This is a genomic window from Sphingobium sp. Ant17 (assembly GCF_000588875.1).
GTDB lineage: Bacteria > Pseudomonadota > Alphaproteobacteria > Sphingomonadales > Sphingomonadaceae > Sphingobium.
In genome coordinates this window covers 1-20,276 of sequence record NZ_JEMV01000021.1, presented here as the reverse complement: position 1 = coordinate 20,276, position 20,276 = coordinate 1, and the positions used below count along the sequence as shown (strand labels likewise).

The window sequence follows — 20,276 nt, the reverse complement described above, 5'->3', positions numbered from 1 at the left end:
CCGGCTTCCCTGTGAAGCACGGGCGCTTTTCATGTCTGGACGGGGATGGCAGATGAAATATTAACCCTGCCAGGCCCATGCCTTAGCGCGCGGACGACGAGAGGATAGGCTGACGATGAAGGAGTTTCCGCTCATGGATTTGGCTCTCGCCAGCGATATCGCTGCTGCATCCCCGCGCATCGCGGTCATCCTCCCCTGTTATAATGAGGCGGGTGCGATCGTGCAGACGGTGGCCGATTTCCGCCGCGCCCTGCCGCAGGCGGTCATCTACGTCTTCGACAATAATAGCAGCGATGACAGCCGTGACCTCGCCGCCGACGCGGGCGCCATCGTCCGCCGCGTCTCGCAGCAGGGCAAGGGCCATGTGGTGCGCCGCATGTTCGCCGACGTCGATGCCGATATCTACATCATGGCCGATGGCGACGCGACCTACGAAGCCGCCGCCGCCCCGGCGATGGTGGCCGCCATGCTGGCCGACAATCTCGACATGGTGGTGGGCTGCCGCAAGAGCGAAGCAGAAGAGGCCTATCGCCCCGGCCATCGCCTCGGCAACTGGGCGCTGACCGGTCTGCTCAAGCAATTGTTCGGCCGCAGCTTCACCGACATCCTGTCAGGCTATCGCGTCTTCTCGCGGCGCTTCGTCAAAAGTTTTCCGGTGCTGTCGGCCGGGTTCGAGATCGAAACCGAGATCAGCGTTCATGCGCTCGAACTCGCCATGCCGGTGTCGGAAGTCGTGACGGCCTATGGCGCGCGCCCCGAAGGATCGGTCAGCAAGCTCAGCACCTATCGCGATGGCTTCCGCATCCTGCGCACCATCATCACCCTCTATCGCATCGAACGGCCGGTGCTGTTCTTCGGCATCATCGCGGCCTTGCTGGCGGCGCTGGCGCTCGGCCTCGCGGCGCCCTTGATCGTCACCTATATGGAAACGGGCCTTGTGCCGCGCTTCCCGACCGCGATCCTGGTGACCGGCCTCATGATCCTCGCCACCCTCTCGGCGATGTGCGGCCTGATCCTCGATACCGTCGTGCGGGGCCGGCGCGAGGTGCGACGGCTGGCCTATCTCGCCCACCGCGCGCCATCCGATTACGCCGCCCGGAACTAGCCCAATCGCACCGTGCCGGTTCCCCCTTGAACCTGCCACCGTTTGTGACGATGTAGGGGCGGGCAAAAGCAGCTGACTGAAAGAGCATAATGACCGATATCATGACCAACCCCATGGCCGCGCTGGTCCCCATCGTGATCGAACAGTCGAACCGTGGCGAGCGCAGCTTCGACATCTTCTCGCGCCTGTTGCGCGAACGGATCATTTTCGTGACCGGCCAGGTCGAAGATCATATGGCCTCGCTGATCGTCGCCCAGCTGCTGTTCCTCGAATCGGAAAATCCGAAGAAGGACATATGGATGTACATCAACTCGCCCGGCGGCGTGGTGACGTCCGGCATGGCGATCCACGACACGATGAAATATATCCGGCCGCAGGTTGGCACCGTCTGCATTGGCCAGGCCGCCTCGATGGGCAGCTTCCTGTTGGCGGCGGGTGAACCGGGCAAGCGCATCGCGCTCTCCAACGCGCGTATCATGGTGCATCAGCCGTCCGGCGGCGCGCAGGGCATGGCCAGCGATATCGAGATCCAGGCCAAGGAAATCCTGCGTATCCGTCGTCGTTTGAACGATCTCTACGCCAAATATACCGGCCGTCCGCTCGCGGAGGTCGAAAAGGCGATGGATCGCGACACCTTCCTCGAAGCGGACGAAGCCAAGGCCTTTGGCCTTGTCGATGAAGTGTTCGACCAGCGGCCCTCTTTGGCCGATGCGTCGGATAGTTGATGGCTGACTTGCCGGGGCGCGCCACTTCTCCCCTTGTGGAATGGGCGCGCCGCGGTCTAATATGGCCTTTGGACCAGAATATCCCTCGCTGATGCGGTCAGGTCGATTGTCAAACCGGCAGGGAAGAAAGAATGGCGAATGACTAAGCTCACCGGCTCCGATTCAAAAAGCACGCTTTACTGCTCCTTCTGCGGCAAGTCGCAGCATGAGGTGCGGAAGCTCATCGCGGGGCCGACCGTGTTCATCTGCGACGAATGCGTGGAACTGTGCAACGACATCATCCGCGAGGAGACCAAGGGCGGTCTGGTCGGGCGGAAGGATGGCGGCGTGCCGACCCCGCAGGAAATCTGCGATGTGCTGGACGATTATGTGATCGGCCAGAACCGGGCGAAGCGTGTCCTGTCGGTCGCGGTCCACAACCATTATAAGCGCCTCAATCACGGCTCCAAGCCGGGTGAGGTCGAACTGGCCAAGTCCAACATCCTGCTCGTCGGTCCCACCGGTTGCGGCAAGACGTTGCTCGCGCAGACGCTGGCCAAGACGTTCGACGTGCCCTTCACCATGGCCGATGCGACGACGCTGACCGAAGCGGGCTATGTCGGCGAAGATGTCGAGAATATCATCCTCAAGCTGCTCCAGGCGTCCGACTATAATGTCGAAAAGGCGCAGCGCGGCATCGTCTATATCGACGAAATCGACAAGATCAGCCGCAAGGCCGAAAACCCGTCGATCACCCGCGACGTGTCGGGCGAGGGTGTGCAGCAGGCGCTGCTCAAGCTGATGGAGGGCACGACCGCGTCGGTGCCGCCACAGGGCGGGCGCAAGCATCCGCAGCAGGAGTTTCTGCAGGTCGACACGACCAACATCCTCTTCATCTGCGGCGGTGCGTTCGCGGGTCTGGAAAAGATCATTGGCGACCGTCTGGAAGCCAAGTCGATCGGCTTCGGCGCCTATGTCGCCGCGCCCGAAGAGCGCAAGACCGGCGAGTTGCTGCGGTCGAGCGAGCCGGAAGATCTGCTGAAATTCGGTCTGATCCCCGAATTTGTCGGGCGCTTGCCCGTCATCGCGACGCTCGAAGATCTGGACGTCTCGGCGCTGGTCAAGATTCTGGTCGAGCCCAAGAACGCGCTGGTCAAGCAATATGGCAAGCTGTTCGACATGGAGAATGTTGACCTCAGCTTTACCGACGACGCGCTGACCGCGATCGCCAAGCGCGCAATCGAACGGAAAACCGGTGCGCGTGGGCTGCGCTCGATCCTCGAATCCATCCTGCTCGACACCATGTTCGATCTTCCCTCGATGCAGGGCGTCGGCGAAGTGGTGGTCGACAAGGAAGTGGTTGCAGGCAAGAAAGAGCCGGTGCGGGTGTTCAGCGAAAAGCAGAAGCGCGCCGAAGACGCCGCCTGACGCCGTTCGAGTCACTCTGACTTACAAAAGGGGCCGACGCACAATCGTCGGCCCCTTTTTCGTGTCCGTGCGTGCAGCGCACAAAAATTCCCACTGCGTTGCAAAATTACACCACTGCCAAACTAACGGTCCAAGCTGGCCATAAGTCACTAAAATGCAATGATTTGTCCCCAGAGGCCGGACATCCCAAAGCGCCATGGCGCGGGATGGTGGAGGAATGTGACAATCGTGATGCTGCGGTGTAACAAATTTGCAATCAGAGCATCACAGGGCCGTCGCCAGTAACCGCCAAATGCGGTCCCGGCTTGAAAGAACAGCACAGCACAGGCGCCACGCGCCACCTTTGAAAAAGGGAAAAGGGTCAAATGAAACAGTTTCTAATGGGCAGCGCCGCGATGATCGCCGTTGCCATTCCGGGCGCGGCCTTCGCGCAGTCGACCGGTTCGCAGGACTTTGAAGATTCCATCGTCGTCACCGGCGCAAAGGTCGATCAGGGTATCGGTGGTGTCCGCATCCCGGATTCCCCTAAGGCAAAGGTCGTTCTGACCCAGGAAATCATTGAGCGTCAGCGTCCCGGCCAGTCGGTCAATGAAATCATCAACCTCGTGCCAGGCGTCAGCTTCACCAATAACGATCCCTGGGGTTCGGCAGGCGGTAGCTTCACCATCCGTGGCTTCAGCTCTGATCGCATCGCGCAGATCCTCGACGGTATCCCGCTGAACGATTCGGGCAACTATGCGATCTATACCAACCAACAGCTCGACCCCGAACTGGTGGAAAGCATCAACGTCAACCTCGGCGCTACCGACGTTGACAGCCCGACTGCCGCAGCGGTCGGCGGCACCGTCAACATCAACTCGCTTACCCCGACCGACGATTTCGGCGCGATGGCCAGCGTTAGCTATGGTAACATCGTGGCTGAGGGATCGGGCGATCGTCCGTTCCATCGTGTGTTTGGTATGATCCAGACGGGTGACATTACCGGCCATGGCACCAAAGCCTGGTTCTCGGCATCGCGCGCTTACAACAAGGCAAGCTTCTCGGACTACGGCAAGATCGAAAAAAACCAGTATAACGGCAAGGTCTGGCAAGACATTGGTACCAACGGCGATTTCATCGCGCTCGCGGGCCATTACAACGTCAACCGCAATAACTTTGGTGGCTCGCCAGCGTCGGCTGCTGCGTTTAGCGGCGACAAGAGCGCCCGCTTCTATAATGTTTCAGGCGGTATTCCTTGCACGATCAACACGGTCGCCAATCCGGGCATCGCTGATCAGACGAACAGTTGCGGCACCCAGTTCGAGCGTCGTTACAATCCCTCGAACACGGGCAACGCTCGTCTTAGCACGCGTCTGACGTTGACTGATCGTTTGATCTTCTCTGCTGATGCCGCCTATCAATATGTGAAGGCGAATGGCGGTGGTACGACCTCGGCTTATGAATCCGCCTTCGCTCAGGGTGGTAATCTGCTGTCGGGCTATTTCAACGGTAGCGCTTATTTCAACCGCGATCTGAACGGTGATGGTACGCTTGGCGTCGACCGGAACAATGACGGCGTGATCCAGGATTACACGGTAACCAACCCGGACGGCACGCGCACGACTGTTCGTGAATCCGACCGCGTTCTGATCGGCAACCCCAGCCAGACACAGACCAAGCGTTGGGTCGCCATTGCCAACCTCTCCTACGAGTTTGACGATAATAACCGCGTTCGTCTGTCGTACAGCTTCGATCGCGCGCGTCACCGTCAGACGGGCGAGGGCTCGCTCATCCAGCTCGACGGCGAGCCGACTGATGTGTTCCCTGTGAACGACCCGTTGGCCGATGCAGCTGGCAACATTCTGCAAAAGCGTGACCGCAAGTCTTATGCGATCCTGCATCAGGTTGCTGGTGAATATCGCGGCACGTTCTTCGATGATCTGTTGACGGTCAACCTTGGCGTTCGCGCACCTTTCTTCAAGCGCGACCTGACGCAGAACTGCTTCACCAGCGCACCAAACGGTAATGTGAACTGCATCGCGGGCGGCAATGTTGCGGCTTACGCCGCTGCCAATCCAACCTTCGCTGCGCCGCAAAACCGCGTCTATAATTACGACAAGCTGCTGCCAAACGTCGGTGCGATCTTCAAGATCACGCCGGAAATCAGCTTGGCGGGCAGCTATGCGGCGAATATTTCGGTGCCCGGCACGGACACCCTGTATAACTCCGTTTATCTGCCGAGCAGCAACAACGCGTCGAAGCCGGTGGCGGAAACGTCGGACAGCTTCGATCTCGCCCTGCGCTACCAGAACAATATCGTTCAGGCAGCCGTTACGGGTTGGTACGCGAAATATAAGAACCGTATCGCATCGGCCTATAGCTTCGAGTGCGACTGCAGCATCGACACCAACCTGGGTGGCGTGAAGAAATATGGCGTTGACGCCAATGTTTCAGTTCGTCCGATGGACGGGTTGCTGCTCTATGCGTTCGGGTCGTATATCGAATCTGAAATTGGTGCCGACGTTCAGACCGGTCCGACGACCTTCGCCGCGACCAAGGGCAACCGTGAACGTAGCGCCCCGGCCTATCTGTGGGGCGGTCGTGTGCAGGGTACGCTGGGTCCGGTGGATCTCGGTGCCCAGATCAAGCGCACCGGTTCGCGTTATCTGAACGACATCAACACGTTCAAGGTGGCGGGTTACACCATTGTCGACCTCGACCTGCGCTATAATTTGGCGAACCTGGGGCTGGAAAAGTCGTTCTTCCAGCTGAACGTGTCGAACCTGTTCGACAAATTCTACATCGGTTCGTTCAGCGGTGGTCTGACCACTGCAGCCAGTTCCTTCGTCAACTATGGTTCGCCGCGCGCGATCAGTGCGTCGATGGTTGTGGCTTTCTAAGCCCAGACGATCAGAAATTGGGAAAGGGGCGCGGAGCAATCCGCGCCCCTTTTTCTATGCCTGTAATCGCGCTGTCCTACTTGGTTACGTCCGCCTATAAAAAGGATATGGCCCGTTGGGCCGCACTTGCCGATAGGATCAGCTGCACGCAACTTTATGTCGAAATCTGCGGGAAATGTGCGAAGTTAAGAGGACGCTTCACCGCAAACAACGATCCAGCCCGTCCCGCTGCACCGCCCCGATCCGCGCCGCGATCGTGTTGCCATAGCGGCGGGTGAAGCCGGTCGGAGCGACGGCGGCCCGCTTTTTGGGGAGGGGGAGGACGGCGGCGATGCGGGCGGCTTCCGCGCGCGTCAACTGGCCTGCGCCATGGTTGAAATAGCGGATCGCGCCTGCCTGTGCGCCATAGGTGCCGATCCCGGTTTCGGCGACGTTGAGATAGACCTCCATGATCCGCGGCTTGCCCCAGATCGCTTCGATCAGCACCGTGAACCAGGCCTCCAGTCCCTTGCGCACGAAACCGCCGCCCTGCCACAAGAACACATTCTTGGCGGTCTGCTGACTGATCGTCGATCCGCCCCGGATGCGCCCGCCGCTGGCATTGTTCAACGCGGCCTTGGTGATGGCATCGACATCGAAACCATGATGGGTGCAGAATTTGCCATCTTCCCCGGCGATCGCCGCGCGGGCCATGTCCGGGTCCAACTCGTCCAGGCCGGTCCAGTCCTTGGTGATGCCGTTGGGATCAAGCAGCATCGTGATGGTCACCGGCGGCGGCACGAACCGATAGACCACCACCATCAGCAGCGACAGCACGACAAAGGCGAGAATGATCTTGAAGGGAAGGATGATCCAGCGCGAACGGCGGCGGGCGGAGCGGAGGGGTTTTGCGGTCATGGCAGGAGCGTAACGCACTCCCGCCGCGCCGCTCAAGCCGCACGCATAAAAAAGGCCCCGGCTTTACGCCGGAGCCTCTTAATGTCGGTAGTCCGATCCGTCAGGCGGCGGCGAAGCGCGCCATCTGGCCGAGGCGATCACCCGCAATCCGCATCATCGCCTTTTGCAGCTTCTCGAACGCCCGTACCTCGATCTGGCGCACCCGCTCGCGGCTGACGCCATACACCTGGCTCAATTCTTCCAGCGTCTTGGGCTCTTCGGCCAGCCGACGCTCGGCCAGGATATGCTTCTCGCGATCGTTGAGGTCGGTCATCGCCTCTTCGAGCATTTCATGGCGCTGGGTCCGCTCCTGCTCGTCGCGACACGTTCGTCCTGCAGCGGATCATGATCCTGCAACCAGTCCTGCCACTGCCCTTCGCCATCCTCGCGCATCGGCACGTTGAGCGACGTGTCGCCACCCATCGCCATGCGACGGTTCATCGACACGACATCCTGTTCGGATACGCCAAGGTCAGTCGCGATCTTGGTGACGTCCTCAGGCTTGAGATCGCCATCCTCAAACGCTTCGATATTATTCTTCATCCGGCGCAGGTTAAAGAACAGCTTCTTCTGCGACGCTGTAGTGCCCATCTTCACGAGCGACCAACTGCGCAGGATGAATTCCTGGATCGATGCGCGAATCCACCACATGGCGTAGGTCGCCAGACGGAAGCCGCGCTCCGCCTCGAATTTCTTCACGCCCTGCATCAGGCCGATATTGCCTTCGGAAATCAGTTCGCTGACCGGCAGACCATAGCCGCGATACCCCATCGCAATCTTCGCGACGAGTCGCAGATGCGAGGTGACTAACTGCGCGGCCGCTTCAGGATCCTGATGTTCCTCATAGCGTTTCGCCAGCATATATTCCTGCTCAGGGGTGAGCAGCGGAAATTTGCGAATCTCCGACAGATAGCGGTTGAGGCTGGCTTCACCGCCCAGCGCCGGAACCGCGGGGACATTGCTCTTGTTGGCCATGTCGCTTCACCTTTCCCTTTCATGCGCGGCGGGACCCAGAAGAGGCGTCCGAACCACCGTCGCAAACTTGTCGAAACCTATACTCTAAGCTCGCTTAACAGTTCCTGCATGTCCATGGGCAATGCACTTTGGAACAGGAGGGGCGAGCCCGTTGCAGGATGTATGAACCCGAGGGTTTTGGCGTGCAATGCCTGCCTTTTGAAACCCAGCGTTTCCAGTATTGATTTGAAACCTTTTCTATCCCTACTGTAAGCCGGATCACCGATCAAGGGGTGGCCGACATGCGCCATATGCACGCGAACCTGATGCGTCCGGCCAGTTTCCAGGCGACATTCCACCATCGCCGCGCCTCTCAGCCGCTCCTCCATCCGATAATGGGTAACGGCATGCTTGCCGCGCCCTTCCCGATGAACCGCCATCTTCTTTCGATCAGCGTCGGATCGGCCGATCCATGTGTCCACCGTGGCGGTGGGCGGAACCGGATGGCCGTAGACGATGGCGGCGTAGAGCCGGTCGATGCTATGATCCTTGAACTGGACAGCAAGCCCCTCATGAGCCCGGTCTGTCTTAGCAACGACCAGCAAGCCCGATGTATCCTTGTCGATGCGATGAACGATGCCGGGGCGGGCGACACCGCCGATTCCCGACAACTGGCCCGCGCAATGATGAAGCAGGGCATTGACCAATGTGCCATTGAGATTGCCTGCAGCGGGATGGACTACCAACCCGGCGGGCTTGTCCACGACGATGAGGTCGGCATCTTCATGGACGATGGTGAGCGGAATATCCTGCGCCACTGCATCCAGAGCCACGGGGGCGGGGAGGGTGATCGCGAAACGCTGCCCAGCTGCGACCTTGGCCGAGGCGCTGAGTTTCAGACTCTGGTCCGTCGCTCGGACATGGCCCTCGCCGATCAACGCCTTGAGCCGTTCGCGCGATAGGTCGGGCAGCAGGTCGGCGAGCGCGCGGTCGAGCCGCTGGCCATGCTGGGCCGCGTCGATAATTGCTTCGATGATGGAAACCCCCGCGGCCATTGGCTAGGATGTAGGCATGAGAGTGACTATTTCAAGCCTGTTACGGGACCGGATCGTGGCGCTGGCAGCGGCGGACGATCGGGAGATTTGCGGGCTGTTGCTGGGACAGGGCGGACGGATAGAGGCAATCGGCCCGGCGGCCAATGTCGCGGCCGACCCGGTGCGTCATTTCGAACTGGACCCGATGGCGCTGATCGCGGCGCACCGGGCGGCGCGATCCGGTGGGCCGACGGTGGTCGGCCATTATCACTCGCACCCCTCCGGCGTCGCGGTGCCCTCTGCGACCGATGCAGCCTGCGCAACGCCTGACGGCACGCTATGGCTGATCGTGGCCGGGAACGAAGCGCGGCTGTGGATCGCGCAGCCGGGGCCGGACGGGGCCGTGGCCTTTGCGGAGGCGCTGCTCGACATAAGGTGAGGGAAAGGCGGCGAGCCGGGGTTGCATCGCGCGGCGGGGCAGCGCATTAGCTCGTTAGAGCCTCTTTTCCTGACCATTATTCGGCGATCCAGACCCCGCATGACCAACCCGACCGATAGCATCGAATTTGCCAGCCTGCTCTGTTCGCGCCTGTGCCATGATCTGCTCAGTCCGGTCGGCGCGCTCAACAACGGGCTTGAGTTGATGGCGGATGAGACGGACCCGGAAATGCGCCAGCGTTGCCTGGAACTGCTGGGCGACAGCGCGCGGACATCGGCCAACAAGCTCAAATTCTTCCGTCTGGCGTTCGGCTCGGCGGGCGGGTTCGGCGACGTGGTGCCGCCCCATGAAGCGCGGGTCGCGATCGAGGGTATGTTCGTCACCACCGGCCGCGTGAAGGTCGGCTGGATGGTCGACGAGCAGATGCTGGGCAAGCTGGCGGTCAAAGTCCTACTCAACCTGGCGCTGATCGCGGGCGATGCGCTGGTACGCGGCGGGCAACTCGACATCGGCGCGGAAGTGCGGCCGGGCGTGACCGAGATCGTGGTGCGCGGCGAGGGGCCAAAGGTCGTGCTCGACCCGGATTTGCGCGCGGCACTGGCCGGCACCTTGCCGGTCGAGGGACTGGCATCGCGGACGGCGGCGGCCTGGATGGTGCGCGCACTGGTCACCGGCGCGGGCGGCGAAATCGCCCTGTCGCCACCGGGCGATCCGATCTTGTTGTTCGGCGCATCGATACCGGACTGACGAAGAGCGGAGCAGGCATTTTTTTGCGCTTAACTTCGCACTTTTCCCGCACATTCTGATATTTTATTGCGAGCCGCTGATCCTATCGGTTGGTCGTGTGCGGCTGGTCGCTGGTCTTCAGCGCGCCGCGAGTGCGCTATCCAGGAGCTTGGCATAATTGGCCGTGATAGGACAGCGCAATGACGCAGCGGCATAGGCTGAGCTATGACGAAAGGCCCGGCCGCTTGGTAGCGACCGGGCCTTTCGCGTGTTGTCGGACTGAAAAAATCAGCCGCTATAATACATGTCGAATTCGACCGGCGAGGGCGACATTTCCCAGCGATACACTTCGGGCCATTTCAGTTCCATATAGGCGTCGATCTGGTCCTTGGTGAACACGCCGCCCTTGAGCAGGAAGTCCTGATCCTTTTCCAGGCTTTCGAGCGCTTCGCGGAGCGAACCGCAGACGGTCGGCACCTTGGCCAGTTCGACCGGCGGCAGATCATAGAGGTTCTTGTCCATCGCCTCGCCGGGGTGGATCTTGTTCTCGATCCCGTCGATGCCCGCCATCAGCAGGGCTGCGGTGGCGAGGTAGGAGTTGGCGAGCGGATCGGGGAAGCGGAACTCGACGCGCTTCGCCTTGGTGCCGGCACCATAGGGGATGCGGCACGAAGCCGAGCGGTTGCGCGCCGAATAGGCGAGCAGCACGGGCGCTTCGAAGCCTGGCACCAGACGCTTGTAGCTGTTGGTGGTCGGGTTGGTGAAGGCGTTCAAAGCCTTGGCATGTTTGATCACGCCGCCGATGAAATACAGGCAGGTGTCCGACAGGCCGGCATAGCCGTCACCGGCAAAGGTGTTCTGACCCTTGTTCCAGATCGAGATATGCGTGTGCATACCCGACCCATTGTCCGCCTTGATCGGCTTGGGCATGAAGGTGGCGGTCTTGCCATAGGCCTGGGCGACCATCTTCACGACATATTTGTAGATCTGGATGCGATCGCAGGTTTCGACGAGTTTGCCGAAGGTCAGGCCCAGTTCGTGCTGGCTGGCGGCGACTTCATGATGATGCTTGTCCATGGGCAGGCCCATTTCCATCAGCGTGGTCACCATTTCGGCGCGGATGTCGGTGGTCACGTCGACCGGACCGACCGGGAAATAGCCGCCCTTGGCGCGGGGACGGTGGCCCATATTGCCGGCTTCATAGCTGGTGCCGCTGTTGGTGGGCAGTTCGACATCTTCCAGCTTGTAGAAGCTGCTATTGTAGGTGTTGTCGAATTCGACGCTGTCGAACATGAAGAATTCGGGTTCCGGGCCGATATAGACCGTGTCGCCAAGACCGGTGGACTGCAGGAACATTTCGGCGCGCTTGGCGGTCGAGCGGGGATCGCGCGAATAGAGCGAACCGTCGAGCGGTTCGACGATGTCGCACACCAGGATCATCATCGGCGTCGCGCTGAACGGATCGAAGAAGACTGCGTCCAGATCGGGCTTGAGGATCATGTCCGATTCGTTGATTTCCTTCCAGCCCTCAATCGAGGAGCCGTCGAACATCAGGCCATCGGTCAGTTCATCTTCGCCAATGACGTTGGCGCACATGGTCAGGTGGTGCCAGGTGCCCTTGGGATCGGTGAAGCGGACATCGACCCATTCGATCTCCTTTTCTGCGATCATCTTCAGGATGTCTTTTGGCGTATTGGCCATGTGCAGTTGCCCTTCTCTCAAGATACCCCCCCGAAGGGGTAAGGTGGATGCCCATCATATTCCGGTCCGCGAAGAACCGGGCAGAAACTTCGTGATGCCAGCCCGTGCGCCGGGCTGGCGGAGAAAAGTCAGATCGCGTCGCTGTCCCGCTCGCCGGTGCGGATGCGGACTGCGCCCTCGACGTTGGAGATGAAGATCTTGCCGTCGCCGATGCGGCCGGTCTGCGCGGCGGCGCAGATCGCTTCGACCACCCGGTCGGCGAGCGCGTCGTCCACGACGACCTCCAGCTTCACCTTGGGCAGGAAATCGACGACATATTCAGCGCCGCGATAGAGTTCGGTATGGCCCTTTTGGCGGCCGAAACCCTTGGCTTCGGTCACGGTGATGCCCGACACGCCCACTTCGTGGAGTGCTTCCTTCACCTCGTCCAGCTTGAACGGCTTGATGATCGCTTCGATCTTTTTCATCACTCGTAATCCCAACCCATGACGCCCGACAGGATGCGAGGGCGACCCGCATCCCGCTCTCCCGTGCGAGAGACGAACATCATGCCCCCCTTGGCCTGCGTCGTCCCTCTTTTTCTTCAATTACCGTGCCAATTGGCGAATCGCTAGAATATGCTTTCGGCGATGCAGCAATCTTTGTCCATATTGCCCGGATTCAGGGCAATTTCCTGTCCCGATGCCCGCTTTTTAAGCAGTATATAGGCCGCTCAGAGATAGGGCGGCGCATCCAGGCCAGCCGGGCTTTTGGTGAAGATCTCGCAACCCGTCTCGGTGATGCCGATACTATGTTCGAACTGCGCCGACAGGGTGCGATCGCGCGTCACCGCCGTCCAGCCATCGTCCAGCATCTTCACGCCGGCCTTGCCGATGTTGATCATCGGTTCGATGGTAAAGAACATGCCGGGCTTCAATTCGGGGCCGGTGCCGGGGCGACCGACATGGACGACCTCCGGGCTGTCGTGGAAGACGCGGCCGAGGCCATGGCCGCAAAAGTCGCGGACCACGCCATAGCGGTGCTTTTCGGCATGGCGCTGGATCACCGCGCCGATGTCGCCCAGATGATTGCCGGGCTTTGCCTGTTCGATGCCCAGCATCAGGCATTCATAGGTCACCTCGACCAAACGGCGCGCCTTGATCGGCGCTTCGCCCGCGATGAACATGCGGCTGGTGTCGCCATGCCAGCCATCGACCAGCGGGGTGACGTCGATATTGACGATGTCGCCATCCTTGAGCCGATAGTCGCCGGGGATGCCATGGCAGATGACATTGTTGATCGATGTGCAGCAGCTATGGGTATAGCCGCGATAGCCCAGGGTCGCAGGCACGCCGCCGCCGTCCAGCGTCATGCGCCGGACGATATCGTCCAGTTCGCCAGTGGTGACGCCCGGCACGACATGGGGCACCAGCGCATCGAGTATCTCGGCCGCCAGTCGCCCGGCCTTGCGCATGCCAGCAAAACCGGCCGCATCATAGAGTTTGATCGCGGTCGAGCGGGAGATCGGCGCATCCGCCGTCATCGTCATATATTCGGTCATCGGACGGGTATAGAGGCAGATGCAGCAGAATGCGAGAGGGGCGCGCGGACAGGCTAGGCAGCGGGCGCGGGGCAGGCTATGCCCCCCGCCATGGCCGATCCCACCCGCATCTGGACCGCAGCGCTGATCGTGATCGGCGACGAGATTCTGTCCGGCCGCACCCAGGACAAGAATGTGGCGCAGATCGCGATGTGGCTCAACGTCCAGGGCATTCGCCTGTGCGAAGTGCGGGTCGTCGCCGACGATCAGGATGCGATCGTCGAGGCGGTCAACATATTGCGGGCGCGCAACGATTATCTGTTCACCACCGGCGGCATCGGCCCGACTCACGACGACATCACGGTCGATGCGATCGCGGCGGCGCTGGGCGTGGCGGTGGAAATCCACCCGCAGGCGCGGGCGATGCTGGCGGGCTATTATGAGACGCGTGGCGGGCTGACCGACGCGCGGCTGCGCATGGCGCGCGTGCCTGCGGGGGCCAGCCTGATCGAAAATCGCATGTCGGGGGCACCCGGCATCCGGCATGGCAATATCTTCATCATGGCAGGGGTGCCACATATCACCGCCGGGATGCTCGACAAGCTGACGGGGACGTTGGAAGGCGGCCTGCCCGTGCAATCGGCGACGGTTGGCTGCTGGGTCGCGGAAAGCGAGATTGCCGACCTGCTGGGCGCGACCGAGCGGGCACATGAGGGGTGCCAGATCGGCAGCTACCCCTTCTTCCGCGAGGGCCGCACCGGCGCGAATTTCGTGGTTCGATCGACCGATGCCGAACGGCTCGATGCGTGCGTTACGGCGCTTTCGGCGGCACTTGAGGCTGGCGGCTGGACGGTAACGGCCGGGGGCATCTGAGCCCCCCGCCGGTCAGCGTTCGCGCGGCCGGTTCAGATGCGAGATCACTCCGCGCAGCGTCCGCACTTCCAGATGATTCCAGCCCGGCTTGGTCAGCAAGTTGCGCAGCGTCAGCTTGGTCGCGGGCGCGCGGTCTGGCGGGAAGAAATAGCCGACCTTTTCCAGCAGCGTGGTGAACTGGTCGATCATGCCCTCCAGTTCCTCCTGCGGTGCGGGGACGCCAAGGTCGGTGATGGTGGGCTGGGCGAGATTCGCTTGCTTCGACCATTCATAGGCGCACAGGATGACTGCTTGGGCGAGGTTGAGGGAGCCGAATTCCGGGTTGATGGGGACGGTCAGGATTTTGCGGGCAAGTGCGACATCCTCAGTCTCCAACCCGGAACGTTCGGGGCCGAAAATATAGGCGCAACGGCCCTGAGCGGCGTGGATTTCGCGGGCGGCTTCTTCGGGCGTCACGACGGGCTTGGTGACGCCACGCTTGCGGACGGTGGTGGCATAGACATGGGCGCAGTCGGCCACGGCCTCGGCGAGCGTTTCATAGACCTGCGCCTGATCGAGGATGAAATCCGCGCCCGCCGCCGATGGGCCGGCGTCGGGATTGGGCCAACCGTCGCGGGGCGTGACCAGGCGCATCTCGGTCAGCCCGAAATTAAGCATCGCGCGCGCGGCCTTACCGATATTCTCGCCCAGTTGGGGGCGGACGAGGACGATGACGGGGGGAGGGGTGTCAGTTGTCATGTTATCACCGTTCGTCCTGAGGTGGGGCTGAGCCTCTTCCAACGCCGTTCGGTTCGAGCCAGGGTCGAGCGAAGTCGAGACCCGTGGTTGAGAACGCGCAGCGTCTGAGACTGCCTCCCAGTCCCCTCGAATCAAGGCTTCCTTCTTTTTGCGCGACCAATCCTTCACCTGGCGCTCGCGCTCCAGCGCATCGATCCGATCCGTGAAGGTTTCGCTGAACACCAGCTCTACCGGGCGTCGGTCATGCGTGTAGCCCGGAATTTCCCCGGACTGATGTTGGCCGATACGCCGTTCCAGATCGTCGGTGTGGCCGGTATAATAGCTGCCATCGGCGCAGCGGAGGATGTAGATCCAAAAACTCATGGTGCGCGTTGTTCTCGACAAGCTCGAACCGAACGGAGGCGGTGTGTCGTCTGGGCGAACGGCGTGTACTTTATCCCACTCACCCGCCCACTTCCTTCACCGTGCCGGCGAAATCCTCGAAATCCTTGGCGTCGGTGAAGTCCTTATAGACGCTGGCGAAGCGGATATAGGCGACGCTGTCGAGGCGTTTGAGGCCTTCCATCACCATTTCGCCGATGGCGCGGGCGGGGACTTCGGTGTCGCCGCTGGTTTCGAGCTGGCGCTGGATGCCGGAGATGAGTTTTTCAATGCGGCTGGGGTCGATCGGGCGCTTGCGGCAGGCGATGCCGATCGAGCGGGCCAGCTTGTCGCGCTCGAACGCTTCCTTGCGGCCCTCGCTCTTGACCACCCAGATGTCGCGCAGCTGGATGCGCTCGAAGGTGGTGAAGCGCGCGGCGCAGGCTTCGCACTGGCGGCGACGACGGATGGCTGCACCATCCTCCGTCGGCCGGCTGTCCTTCACCTGGCTGTCTTCATGGGCACAGAAGGGGCAGCGCATGGACTCTTCAACTCCGTTCGGGCTGAGCCTGTCGAAGCCCTGCACTTTTTTCTTAGGAAAAGAACAGCCCTTCGACAGGCTCAGGGCGACCGGTGCTTAGTAGATCGGGAACCGCCCGGTCAGCGCCAGCACCTTTTCGCGCACATGCGCTTCGACCTGGCCGTCGCCGTCATCGCCATTGCGCTTGAGGCCTTCGACGACCTCGGCAATCAACTCGCCGATTTCGCGGAATTCCGCTTCGCCGAAACCGCGCGTGGTGCCTGCGGGGGTGCCGAGGCGCACGCCCGATGTCACGAACGGGCTGGCGGTGTCGAACGGAACATTGTTCTTGTTACAGGTGATATAGGCGCGATCGAGCGCCTTCTCGGCGGCCTTGCCCGTCGTGTTCTTGGCGCGCAGGTCGACCAGCATGAGATGATTGTCGGTCCCGCCCGACACGATCGAGAGGCCAGCGTCGGCCAGCGTTGCGGCCAGCGTCTTGGCATTGGCGACGATCTGATGCGCATAAGCCTTGAACTCAGGCGTCAGCGCTTCCTTGAACGCCACGGCCTTGGCCGCGATGATGTGCATCAGCGGACCGCCCTGCAGGCCGGGGAAGATGGCGCTGTTGAACTTCTTGGCCAGCACCTCGTCATTGGTCAGGATGATGCCCGAACGGGGACCACGCAGCGACTTGTGGGTCGTGGTGGTGGTGACATGGGCATGAGGGACGGGCGAGGGATGCGCGCCGCCCGCGACCAGGCCGGAGAAATGCGACATGTCGGCGAGCAGATAGGCGCCCACTTCGTCGGCGATTTCGCGGAAGCGTTCGAAATCCCAGTGGCGCGAATAGGCGGTGCCGCCGCAGATGATCAGCTTGGGCTTGCTCTCGCGTGCGATGCGGGCGACTTCGTCCATGTCGATCATATGATCGTCGGCACGCACGCCATAGGCGACGGGGTTGAACCATTTGCCCGACATGTTGACCGGCGACCCGTGGGTCAGATGGCCGCCCGACGACAGGTCGAGGCCCATGAAGGTGTCGCCCGGCTGGAGCAGCGCCAGGAACACCGCCTGGTTCATCTGGCTGCCGCTATTGGGCTGGACGTTGGCGAATTTCGCGCCGAACAATTGCTTCGCCCGCTCGATCGCCAGCGTCTCGACGACGTCGGCATATTCGCAGCCGCCATAATAGCGCTTGCCGGGATAGCCTTCGGCATATTTGTTGGTGAAGATCGAACCGGCGGCTTCCAGCACCGCTTTCGATGCGATATTTTCGGACGCGATCAGTTCGATCTTATCCTGCTGGCGCTTGAGTTCATTTTCGATCGCGCCGAAGATTTCGGGGTCCGCGCTGCTAAGCGATTCGCTGAAGAAGCCGTCCTGACGGATGGCCGGGCTAAGGGTGTCGATGCTCATCGAAATATCCTTTCAGAGCGCGGGTCAGATTGTGGGTTGGGATAATTTGTCGACGCGGCCGGCGTGGCGGCCTCCGCCAAATTCGGTGGTAAGAAACGCGATGACGCAGGCCTTGGCCATGTCCACGCCGGTCAGGCGCGCGCCCATGGCCAGCACATTGGCGTCATTATGCTCGCGCGACAGGGCCGCGGACAGCGGTTCACCGACCAGCGCGCAGCGGCAGGCCGGGTTGCGATTGACCGCGATCGAAATGCCGATGCCCGACCCGCACAAAGCGATGCCGCGATCCGCCGCGCCGGAGGCGACCGCTGTCGCGAGTTTGTAACCATAATCGGGATAATCGACCCGGTCGGCGGTTGCCGGGCCGAGGTCATCAACCATGTGCCCTTCGTCGCGCAGCCATTGCGCCAGTTCCGCCTTCAATTCGATGGCGGCATGGTCGGATGCGATGGCGATTTTCATCTGCTGTTCGTTCCTTCACCGATGGGGTGATTCGTTCCCGCGCCTCTTAGGGGCAGAAGCGGTAGATTGCCACCTTGGACCGCCGCCCTTATGGGCAGAGGCATGACAGGCACGATCCTCTCCATCCTGATGCTGGCAGGGCTGTTGCTGACCGGCGGCGGCCTCTATGTGATGGTCAAGTTGCGCGATCGCAAGCGCGGCGCGCTGATGATCATCGCGGGGCTGGTGATGTTCGGCAATGTTGCGATCACGGCGATACCGGGGCCGGACCTGCCGGGGCTGGAGCAGCGCTGAGCCGCAGCGCCAGCGTCGCCAGCAGATCGGTCTGCGTCACCAGTCCCAGCAGGCGGTGATCGGTGTCGATCACCACCGCAGCATGGCGCGCGCCGCTGCTGAACGGCCCGATCAGGCGCGCGACCGGCGTATCGGCATGGACGAAGAGCGGCCGGTGGGCGACGTCGGCGACAAGCCCGCCGTCCTGCAGCAGGTCGCGCGCATTGATCATCCCCTGCACCCGGCCAGCATCATCCAGCACCGGTAGCGACAGGAGATTGCGCGCCTGCATCAGCGTGCGGGCTTCTGCCACCGTCTGACTGGCGGCTATATGCAGCACATCACGCGCCATGATTTCATCGCACCGCATCGCGCCATGCGTGCGTTCGGCTGCGCGCAACTGGGCATCGGCTAGCAAGGGGCGCAGGTCCGCCTCGTCCACGTCCAACCGTGCGCCAAAGCCATGGAGCGCGTCGGCAATATCCTGCGCGCTGGGTGCGGCGCGCAGCAGGGGCGCGGGATCGGTCGTGGCGTGGGACGAAGGCGCCTTGGGCGCGACATGGGGATAGCTTTGGCCGACCATGCGGTGGAACAGCATCGCCACGATCAAGAGCAGCAGCGTGTTCGCGCCCACCGGCGTCAGGGCGAACAGATAGCCGGTATCGCTTCCCGCGAGCACCGCCGACAGCGCCACCGCGCCACCGGGCGGGTGGAGGCAGCGCAGCAGCGACATGATCGCGATTGCCCCGCCGACGGCCACAGCCGCGGCCATTGTCGGGTTGGGGATGATGTGGCCTATGGCAATGCCGACGAGCGCGGAGATGATGTTGCCGCCCAGCACCGGCCAGGGTTGCGCCAACGGACTGGCGGGCACCGCGAACAGCAGCACCGCCGACGCGCCCATGGGGGCCACCAGCAGCGGATGGGCCAGGCCATTGCCGAGCATCAGGCCGCATAACAGCCCGGTGATCGCGATCCCGCCGATCGCGCCGCTGGCCGCCTTGATCCGGTCGAGCAAGCCGGGACCAGGCGGGGCGGGTATGAAGCTGCTATAATAGCGGCTCCAGACCATGCGGGGCTTGGGTTCGGGCGCGTCGGACATGGTCGATGCGCTAACGGGCGGAAGCGAAGGATGCCACGCCGAATAATCAGGCCCGTTGAAAGTCTGGCTTTGCCTTTGCCCAAAGAAAAAGGGGCCACCTTGCGGCAGCCCCTTTTTCTGTTTCGCGGGCGTTGCCCCTCAGCGGATCGGCGAATCCGGGGACAGGCGCATGTCGAGATAATTGTCGACCGACTTCATCAGTTGTTCGAGTTCATGTTCGAAGAAGTGATTGGCACCTCGGATTTCATCATGGTGGATGGTGATGCCCTTTTGCGTGCGCAGCTTGTCGACCAGTTTCTGGACGGCGCTGGCGGTCACGACTTCATCCGACGTCCCCTGTACGATGATGCCCGATGAGGGGCAGGGCGCGAGGAAGGAGAAGTCGTACATGTTGGCGGGTGGCGCGACGGAGATGAAGCCACGGATTTCCGGGCGGCGCATCAGCAATTGCATGCCGATCCAGGCACCGAAGGAGAAGCCCGCGATCCAGGTGGTCTGCGCTTCGGGGTGGAAGCTCTGGACCCAATCGAGCGCCGCTGCGGCATCGGACAATTCGCCGATGCCATTGTCGAACGTTCCCTGGCTGCGGCCGACGCCCCGGAAATTGAAGCGCAGCACGGCAAAGCCACGCTTCACGAAGGTCTTGTAGAGCGCCTGGGTGATGCGGTCGTTCATCGTGCCGCCGCCCTGCGGATGCGGGTGCAGGATCATGGCGACCGGCGCACGCGGGCGGGGCGGGGGGCTGAAACGGCCTTCGAGACGGCCTTCGGGTCCGGTAAAGATTACGTCGGGCATGGCACCTGTTATCGTTCTGGGCCACTCGGCCCGGATGGGCAGGGCGGCAAATGGAGTCGCGTCGGGCACGCCAAGGGATGTGCTGGCGCAGCGCGGCAGACCGCCTATATAGAAGCCGCCGCCATTTCCGCAATCAATGAGTAGCCCCCCTTGGCCGCCGACCGTCTCTATCTCGATCATGCCGCGACGACACCGATGCTGGCGCAGGCGCAGGCGGCGATGGTCGCCGCCATGGGCAGTTGGGCCAACCCGTCCAGCCCCCATGCCGACGGCCGCGCCGCGCGCGCCGCGCTGGAGGATGCGCGCGCC

General features: G+C 62.0%; 19 protein-coding genes and 2 pseudogenes. 9 read left to right on the top strand and 12 right to left on the bottom strand.

Features of this window, described 5'->3' with window-relative positions:
• Window positions 1-115: 115 nt before the first annotated feature.
• The 4 genes from BF95_RS11165 (at window position 116) to BF95_RS11150 (ending at window position 6,116) form a co-directional block, all read left to right on the top strand.
• Window positions 116-1,105, top strand: coding sequence for a glycosyltransferase family 2 protein (locus tag BF95_RS11165; RefSeq protein ID WP_043151469.1), 990 nt, complete (start codon window positions 116-118; stop codon window positions 1,103-1,105).
• A gap of 89 nt (window positions 1,106-1,194) precedes the next feature.
• Window positions 1,195-1,830 (top strand): ATP-dependent Clp protease proteolytic subunit, encoded by a 636-nt coding sequence (locus BF95_RS11160; protein ID WP_043151468.1) that lies wholly within the window; start codon window positions 1,195-1,197, stop codon window positions 1,828-1,830.
• 138 nt (window positions 1,831-1,968) lie between these two features.
• Entirely contained in the window at window positions 1,969-3,237 is a 1,269-nt protein-coding gene (gene clpX, locus BF95_RS11155) for an ATP-dependent Clp protease ATP-binding subunit ClpX (RefSeq protein ID WP_043151467.1), read from the top strand.
• Between the two features lie 365 nt (window positions 3,238-3,602).
• Window positions 3,603-6,116, top strand: a complete 2,514-nt coding sequence (locus tag BF95_RS11150; protein ID WP_043151466.1) for a TonB-dependent receptor — start codon at window positions 3,603-3,605, stop codon at window positions 6,114-6,116.
• Window positions 6,117-6,314: 198 nt separating this feature from the next.
• Here BF95_RS11150 and mtgA read toward each other — a convergent pair whose 3' ends face one another.
• The 3 genes and pseudogenes from mtgA to BF95_RS11135 all read right to left on the bottom strand — a co-directional run bounded on the left by mtgA (window position 6,315) and on the right by BF95_RS11135 (window position 9,061).
• Window positions 6,315-7,013 carry a monofunctional biosynthetic peptidoglycan transglycosylase gene (gene mtgA, locus BF95_RS11145; RefSeq protein ID WP_043151465.1) on the bottom strand — a complete coding sequence of 233 codons (699 nt, stop codon included), beginning with the start codon at window positions 7,011-7,013 and terminating at the stop codon, window positions 6,315-6,317.
• A gap of 100 nt (window positions 7,014-7,113) precedes the next feature.
• A pseudogene (gene rpoH, locus BF95_RS11140) lies at window positions 7,114-8,027 on the bottom strand (RNA polymerase sigma factor RpoH).
• A 77-nt stretch (window positions 8,028-8,104) separates the two neighbouring features.
• A complete protein-coding gene (locus BF95_RS11135; protein WP_043151463.1) occupies window positions 8,105-9,061 on the bottom strand; it encodes an RluA family pseudouridine synthase in 957 nt (318 codons plus the stop codon).
• Window positions 9,062-9,077: 16 nt separating this feature from the next.
• Here BF95_RS11135 and BF95_RS11130 point away from each other — a divergent pair, with 16 nt between their 5' ends.
• Window positions 9,078-9,479: a M67 family metallopeptidase gene (locus tag BF95_RS11130; protein WP_043151462.1), complete on the top strand. Its 402-nt coding sequence runs from the start codon at window positions 9,078-9,080 to the stop codon at window positions 9,477-9,479.
• 99 nt (window positions 9,480-9,578) lie between these two features.
• On the top strand, window positions 9,579-10,226 hold the full coding sequence (locus BF95_RS11125) for a histidine phosphotransferase family protein (RefSeq protein ID WP_043151460.1): 648 nt from the start codon (window positions 9,579-9,581) through the stop codon (window positions 10,224-10,226).
• Between the two features lie 267 nt (window positions 10,227-10,493).
• On the opposite strand, the gene glnA is transcribed toward BF95_RS11125, so the two are convergent.
• The 3 genes from glnA to map all read right to left on the bottom strand — a co-directional run bounded on the left by glnA (window position 10,494) and on the right by map (window position 13,446).
• Entirely contained in the window at window positions 10,494-11,906 is a 1,413-nt protein-coding gene (glnA, locus tag BF95_RS11120) for a type I glutamate--ammonia ligase (RefSeq protein WP_043151459.1), read from the bottom strand.
• Window positions 11,907-12,034: 128 nt separating this feature from the next.
• Window positions 12,035-12,373 carry a P-II family nitrogen regulator gene (locus BF95_RS11115; RefSeq protein ID WP_043151458.1) on the bottom strand — a complete coding sequence of 113 codons (339 nt, stop codon included), beginning with the start codon at window positions 12,371-12,373 and terminating at the stop codon, window positions 12,035-12,037.
• A 245-nt stretch (window positions 12,374-12,618) separates the two neighbouring features.
• On the bottom strand, window positions 12,619-13,446 hold the full coding sequence (gene map / locus BF95_RS11110) for a type I methionyl aminopeptidase (RefSeq protein ID WP_037476852.1): 828 nt from the start codon (window positions 13,444-13,446) through the stop codon (window positions 12,619-12,621).
• A 90-nt stretch (window positions 13,447-13,536) separates the two neighbouring features.
• On the opposite strand from map, the gene BF95_RS11105 reads away from it, so the two are divergent.
• Window positions 13,537-14,298, top strand: coding sequence for a competence/damage-inducible protein A (locus BF95_RS11105; protein ID WP_043151457.1), 762 nt, complete (start codon window positions 13,537-13,539; stop codon window positions 14,296-14,298).
• A 12-nt stretch (window positions 14,299-14,310) separates the two neighbouring features.
• Here the strand turns inward: BF95_RS11105 and BF95_RS11100 are convergent, their stop codons facing one another.
• The 4 genes from BF95_RS11100 to rpiB form a co-directional block, all read right to left on the bottom strand.
• On the bottom strand, window positions 14,311-15,399 hold the full coding sequence (locus tag BF95_RS11100; RefSeq protein ID WP_081764132.1) for a TrmJ/YjtD family RNA methyltransferase: 1,089 nt from the start codon (window positions 15,397-15,399) through the stop codon (window positions 14,311-14,313).
• 79 nt (window positions 15,400-15,478) lie between these two features.
• Window positions 15,479-15,937, bottom strand: coding sequence for a transcriptional regulator NrdR (gene nrdR, locus BF95_RS11095; protein ID WP_043151456.1), 459 nt, complete (start codon window positions 15,935-15,937; stop codon window positions 15,479-15,481).
• Window positions 15,938-16,033: 96 nt separating this feature from the next.
• Complete coding sequence (gene glyA, locus BF95_RS11090) at window positions 16,034-17,335, bottom strand: serine hydroxymethyltransferase (protein ID WP_043151455.1); 1,302 nt, start codon at window positions 17,333-17,335, stop codon at window positions 16,034-16,036.
• 24 nt (window positions 17,336-17,359) lie between these two features.
• Window positions 17,360-17,797: a ribose 5-phosphate isomerase B gene (gene rpiB / locus BF95_RS11085; protein ID WP_043151454.1), complete on the bottom strand. Its 438-nt coding sequence runs from the start codon at window positions 17,795-17,797 to the stop codon at window positions 17,360-17,362.
• A 102-nt stretch (window positions 17,798-17,899) separates the two neighbouring features.
• On the opposite strand from rpiB, the gene BF95_RS11080 reads away from it, so the two are divergent.
• Window positions 17,900-18,091 (top strand): hypothetical protein, encoded by a 192-nt coding sequence (locus BF95_RS11080; RefSeq protein WP_043151453.1) that lies wholly within the window; start codon window positions 17,900-17,902, stop codon window positions 18,089-18,091.
• Here the strand turns inward: BF95_RS11080 and BF95_RS11075 are convergent.
• Both BF95_RS11075 and BF95_RS11070 read right to left on the bottom strand, forming a co-directional pair.
• Window positions 18,045-19,172, bottom strand: a complete 1,128-nt coding sequence (locus BF95_RS11075) for an HPP family protein (RefSeq protein WP_043151452.1) — start codon at window positions 19,170-19,172, stop codon at window positions 18,045-18,047. The genes BF95_RS11080 and BF95_RS11075 overlap by 47 nt on opposite strands.
• 138 nt (window positions 19,173-19,310) lie before the next feature.
• Window positions 19,311-19,967: an alpha/beta hydrolase gene (locus BF95_RS11070; protein ID WP_043151451.1), complete on the bottom strand. Its 657-nt coding sequence runs from the start codon at window positions 19,965-19,967 to the stop codon at window positions 19,311-19,313.
• A gap of 150 nt (window positions 19,968-20,117) precedes the next feature.
• Here BF95_RS11070 and BF95_RS27360 point away from each other — a divergent pair.
• Window positions 20,118-20,276: pseudogene (locus BF95_RS27360) on the top strand (aminotransferase); the annotation flags it as partial.

Bases quoted from the DNA above. Each gene is read 5' to 3' on its own strand.
- BF95_RS11165 (WP_043151469.1), top strand. From the start codon at position 116: ATGAAGGAGTTTCCGCTCATGGATTTGGCTCTCGCCAGCGATATCGCT.
- BF95_RS11160 (WP_043151468.1), top strand. From the start codon at position 1,195: ATGACCGATATCATGACCAACCCCATGGCCGCGCTGGTCCCCATCGTG.
- clpX (WP_043151467.1), top strand. From the start codon at position 1,969: ATGACTAAGCTCACCGGCTCCGATTCAAAAAGCACGCTTTACTGCTCC.
- BF95_RS11150 (WP_043151466.1), top strand. From the start codon at position 3,603: ATGAAACAGTTTCTAATGGGCAGCGCCGCGATGATCGCCGTTGCCATT.
- mtgA (WP_043151465.1), bottom strand. From the start codon at position 7,013: ATGACCGCAAAACCCCTCCGCTCCGCCCGCCGCCGTTCGCGCTGGATC.
- BF95_RS11135 (WP_043151463.1), bottom strand. From the start codon at position 9,061: ATGGCCGCGGGGGTTTCCATCATCGAAGCAATTATCGACGCGGCCCAG.
- BF95_RS11130 (WP_043151462.1), top strand. From the start codon at position 9,078: ATGAGAGTGACTATTTCAAGCCTGTTACGGGACCGGATCGTGGCGCTG.
- BF95_RS11125 (WP_043151460.1), top strand. From the start codon at position 9,579: ATGACCAACCCGACCGATAGCATCGAATTTGCCAGCCTGCTCTGTTCG.
- glnA (WP_043151459.1), bottom strand. From the start codon at position 11,906: ATGGCCAATACGCCAAAAGACATCCTGAAGATGATCGCAGAAAAGGAG.
- BF95_RS11115 (WP_043151458.1), bottom strand. From the start codon at position 12,373: ATGAAAAAGATCGAAGCGATCATCAAGCCGTTCAAGCTGGACGAGGTG.
- map (WP_037476852.1), bottom strand. From the start codon at position 13,446: ATGACCGAATATATGACGATGACGGCGGATGCGCCGATCTCCCGCTCG.
- BF95_RS11105 (WP_043151457.1), top strand. From the start codon at position 13,537: ATGGCCGATCCCACCCGCATCTGGACCGCAGCGCTGATCGTGATCGGC.
- BF95_RS11100 (WP_081764132.1), bottom strand. From the start codon at position 15,399: ATGAGTTTTTGGATCTACATCCTCCGCTGCGCCGATGGCAGCTATTAT.
- nrdR (WP_043151456.1), bottom strand. From the start codon at position 15,937: ATGCGCTGCCCCTTCTGTGCCCATGAAGACAGCCAGGTGAAGGACAGC.
- glyA (WP_043151455.1), bottom strand. From the start codon at position 17,335: ATGAGCATCGACACCCTTAGCCCGGCCATCCGTCAGGACGGCTTCTTC.
- rpiB (WP_043151454.1), bottom strand. From the start codon at position 17,797: ATGAAAATCGCCATCGCATCCGACCATGCCGCCATCGAATTGAAGGCG.
- BF95_RS11080 (WP_043151453.1), top strand. From the start codon at position 17,900: ATGACAGGCACGATCCTCTCCATCCTGATGCTGGCAGGGCTGTTGCTG.
- BF95_RS11075 (WP_043151452.1), bottom strand. From the start codon at position 19,172: ATGTCCGACGCGCCCGAACCCAAGCCCCGCATGGTCTGGAGCCGCTAT.
- BF95_RS11070 (WP_043151451.1), bottom strand. From the start codon at position 19,967: ATGCCCGACGTAATCTTTACCGGACCCGAAGGCCGTCTCGAAGGCCGT.